Below are 3,766 nucleotides of genomic sequence, written 5' to 3'. Positions count from 1 at the left end.
GACCAACATTTTGGCCAACAGCCCCGACCGCACCGGCAATGGCGACCAGGAGCGCGGCACGCCGGGCGCCGCCGCCGGCGACGGTGTCCTGCAGCCGTCACAGCTCGCGGACACGGTCATCGAGGCGATGGCCGAAGAGCGGTTCCTGGTCTTGCCCCATCCCGAGGTGCAGACCTACCGCGAGCGCAAGGCATCGGACATCGACCGCTGGCTGTCGGGCATGCGTCGCTTCCAGTCGCGCCTGTTCGCCGGTGAGGACATCACGCCGGCCGACTGGCTGCTCGGCTGAAGGCGGGGACGGGCCCCGACACCGACTCAGACTGCCGCAGCTTCAGACTGCCGGGCGCTTCGGGCGTCGAGCCACGAGCCGCGCCTCGTGGCGGTTGTCGAACCAGTCCTCATCGAGGCTGATGGTCTCGAGTCCGCGGCACAGTTCGGGCAGCTCGCCCCGCTCCACCAAGTAGGCGCGGCCCGGGCGCGCGTTCCGGAGCAGATTGTCGACGGTCGCGATCTGCACGAACGCGATGCCGCCCGGAACGAGCAGTGCGCGCAGTGCGGCGAGCAACGGCCGGTGCAGGAAGTTGGCGCACACCGCGGCCTGCCAGCTCGATGTTCTGTTCCGCAAGCCACAGCGCTGTGCCGCCCGTGCCTCCGGCGAGATCCACCGCGGTCGGGCAGCCGGCCAGCAGATCGGCATGACCCGTGACGAACTCCGACGCCGGCCCCGGTTCGCGCGCATCGGCGTACTTGGCGTCCCAGCGCTCACCGGCGCTCACGTCTCGTACACCGGAGCCGCTCGGGCGCGGCGGCTGCGCGCGTGAAAGGCAGTCATGCGTCGTAGGACCGGACGGCGCGCGTCCGGCGGCTGCGTGCGTAGGCGGCCACCAGCAGCAGTGCCGCATACAGGAAGAACTCCGACTTCACGAAGCCGATCCAGCCACCTTGGGTCACCCAACCGGGACGATCGACAAGCCAGACGGGCAGGAGCACCAGGACGGTCGCTGCGGGCACAGTCATGATGAGCCGGCTACCCCCGATCGCCGTGCTGCCGAAGGCGATCGTCAGAGCGAAAAGCTTGATCGACAGCTCCTCGGGATACAGCGACTGGTCGTTGAAGTTCACCGGGATCAGCATGAGGCCGCCGGCCAAGCCGGCGAGACCGCTGCTGAGGCTCACCCCGGCTAGGCGCAGGCGGTACACCGAGACACCGAACGTCGCAGCCGCGGTCGGCTCGTCTCTGGTGGCGACCAGCGCACGGCCGATCGGCCCCGTCAGCAGGCCATGCAGCAGCCAGAAGGCGACCGCCACCCAGACCACCACCACCCAGAACTCCCAGATGTGCTCATCGTTCGGTGCGATGCCTGTCCAGCTCGGCGGGATGAACTCGCCGTCGAGGGTGACCGGCAGCGGACCGTCGAGCTGGCGCAGCACGATCGGGAACGCCACAGCCGCCGACAGGGTCAGCAGCGCCAGGTACGCCTTCGGCAAACGCAGCGCCGGGACGCCCAGCAGGGCACCCACCGCGCAGCCCGCAGCAAAGCCGGCCAGCGGCATCAGCATCGGTGGCAAGCCGAAGTCGTTCACTGCATGCAGCGCTGCGTAGGCGCCGACGCCGGTCAACGCGCCATGGCCCACCGACAGCAGCCCCATCCGGTGCGTCAGCAGCCAGAGTCCAGCGAACACAAGGCAGAAAGCTGCGAGCTGGGTGACGTCGGTAAGGAAGGTGGACGAGGCGCGCAGCGGAATGACGACCGCCAGCGCAGCGATCGCAGCCATTGCCGCAACCGTTAGCCGAGAGGGCCACGCCAGCCCGCTGCCCGGCGCTTCGGCCTCAGGGCTGGCACCTTGCTCACCCGGCTCGGCCGGCGTCTCCGATTCTGCGACCTGCGTAGTGGCCCCGGTCCGCGGGATCGGGATGCTCGCAGCGGGACTGCCGTGCGGGACGAGAGCCTCGCGTAGCGCCAGGCGGAACACCGATGGTTCGGAATCGGGAACCGGCGGCTCGTGCGAATCGGTCACGTCCGCAGCCCTTCGCGAGCGGCCTTGCGTGACAGCAGGCCCGACGGGCGCACCGACAGCACCACGATGAGCACGCCGAGCGCCCACACCAGCGTGACCTGGCTGTCGATGAAGCCGACGTAGCCAGCCATCATCGTCTCGGCGAATGCGAACAGGTAGCCCCCGGCGAGCGCCAGCGCCGGGCTGCGGAGGCCGCCGAGGGTGGCCGCTGCGAGACCGAAGATCAGGAGGCGCTCCATCATGTCGGGGCGCACGTTGAGCTCGCCCGCGATGAGCCCGCCGGCCAGCCCGCCCAAGGCTGCGGCTACCGCCCATCCGCCCATCACCACCCACTCCACCCTGATGCCCACGAGCGCAGAGCTGTCGCGATTGGATGTGATCGCCCGGAACGCGAGGCCGACCTTGGTGGTGCGCTGAATCAGCGCGAGCAGGCCGATGGCCGCCAGCATCGTGAGTGTCAGCCCGATGGTGTCGAACCACAGCCGAGCACCGCCGATGATGAACCGGTCGGTGTGCTCCTGCGGAAACGGCGAGCCGAGGAACCGCTGGCGACCGCCGAAGTGCTTGACCACGAACACGCCGATGAGCAGGTAGAGCCCAAGCGTCGCCCCGATGGTCGGTACGGGATCGCCGCGCATCGGCCGGATGACCGTGTATTCCAGAAGAGCGCCCACCGCGGCGGACACGACGACCGCGCCGGCGACCGCCGCCCAGGTCGGCCACGGCGTTGCGAAGGGAGTCAGCCAGCCCGAGAACGCCACGCCGGGATCCGCCCCTGCAGCGAATACCACCGCTATGTACGCGGAGAGCATTGCCATCTGGCCCTGCGCGAGGTTCAGCACCCCGGTCGAGCGGAACACCATCGAGATCGCCACCGCCAAGGCTGCGTACGCGGAGCCGTTGGCGAACGAGTCGAAGACCCGCTGCAGGAACAGGGTCATCGTGAGAGGTCTCTTGCCTGCTGTCGAATCCGAACTTGCAGTTGTCGCTGGACGACTTGGTAGAGGTTTGTCAACCGTTCCCGGTCCCAGAGTTCGACTGCAAGGGCGTATCGCTGCGTCGTGGGGGCCTCCGCTAAGCCAGAGGCCCACGACCGAGCGCGATGGGTCACCGACACCCAATATGTGTCGCCGTCATCTGGATTGAGTGCCCGGGCTGACTCCACGACCCAGCGCCGCACGATAAGTGTTGAGCCTGCCGTCAGGGTCTGCGTCGGCCTGAGCTCGCGACCTCGCCATCGGCGGTCTCGCGGGAGGTCGCCAGCTTCCCGATTTGAGAGCATGTCAGCGAGGAGCATCGGATCGACATTTCGATACAGGCCCAATTCCATCAGGCCAGCGATGTAATCGCGACGCTGCCAGCGCACTGGCGGGTCGAATGCCAACGCGACTGAGATCGACCTCTCAGAAGCCGCGATCGCGAAGCCCCTGGGTACTGGAAACTCGTGAACCACGACGGAGTCGCATTCCACTTCTCCATCGTGCACCAAGATGACGCGTTGCGGTTCCGAGTCCGTCGCCCTCTCCGTAGCTGGGAGCCCGTAGCCAACCGTCGCATACAGGTCTTCTTCTGAGTCGAAGAGCTGCAGTGATTCCCGGGGATGATCACACGACAGACCGACGAGAGCTCGCACGAGATTGGCTGACGCACCGGGATAGCGAGCCACGACCCTCGCGGCGAGGTTCGCTACCCGTGGCGCTGCGAAGCTCGTGCCTGACGCAGCTCTGAAGAGTCTCTGCTCGGGTTG

General features: G+C 67.8%; 4 protein-coding genes and 1 pseudogene. 1 reads left to right on the top strand and 4 read right to left on the bottom strand.

From position 1 onward, the window contains the following. Positions 1 to 289 (top strand): annotated as a pseudogene (locus tag VI480_RS00190) (hypothetical protein); the annotation flags it as partial. A 42-nt stretch (positions 290 to 331) separates the two neighbouring features. Here the strand turns inward: VI480_RS00190 and VI480_RS00185 are convergent. From VI480_RS00185 to VI480_RS15445, 4 genes are all read right to left on the bottom strand, one after another. Then, a complete protein-coding gene (locus VI480_RS00185) occupies positions 332 to 625 on the bottom strand; it encodes a hypothetical protein (RefSeq protein ID WP_323670789.1) in 294 nt (97 codons plus the stop codon). A gap of 203 nt (positions 626 to 828) precedes the next feature. After that, positions 829 to 2,019, bottom strand: a complete 1,191-nt coding sequence (locus VI480_RS00180; RefSeq protein WP_323670788.1) for a branched-chain amino acid ABC transporter permease — start codon at positions 2,017 to 2,019, stop codon at positions 829 to 831. Next, positions 2,016 to 2,960: a branched-chain amino acid ABC transporter permease gene (locus tag VI480_RS00175; RefSeq protein WP_323670787.1), complete on the bottom strand. Its 945-nt coding sequence runs from the start codon at positions 2,958 to 2,960 to the stop codon at positions 2,016 to 2,018. The genes VI480_RS00180 and VI480_RS00175 overlap by 4 nt, the downstream gene beginning before the upstream one ends. Further along, positions 2,957 to 3,766: S8 family serine peptidase (locus tag VI480_RS15445; protein ID WP_416246603.1), on the bottom strand; the 810-nt coding region annotated here is incomplete at its 5' end. The genes VI480_RS15445 and VI480_RS00175, both read right to left, overlap by 4 nt.

Source organism: Candidatus Poriferisodalis multihospitum (assembly GCF_028283155.1).
Lineage (GTDB): Bacteria > Actinomycetota > Acidimicrobiia > Acidimicrobiales > Poriferisodalaceae > Poriferisodalis > Poriferisodalis multihospitum.
Note: the sequence above shows the minus strand (reverse complement) of the source record. Positions and strands in the feature narration are given on the sequence as shown.

Coding starts and splice junctions, on each gene's coding strand:
- VI480_RS00175 (WP_323670787.1), bottom strand. CDS start 2,960: ATGACCCTGTTCCTGCAGCGGGTCTTCGACTCGTTCGCCAACGGCTCC.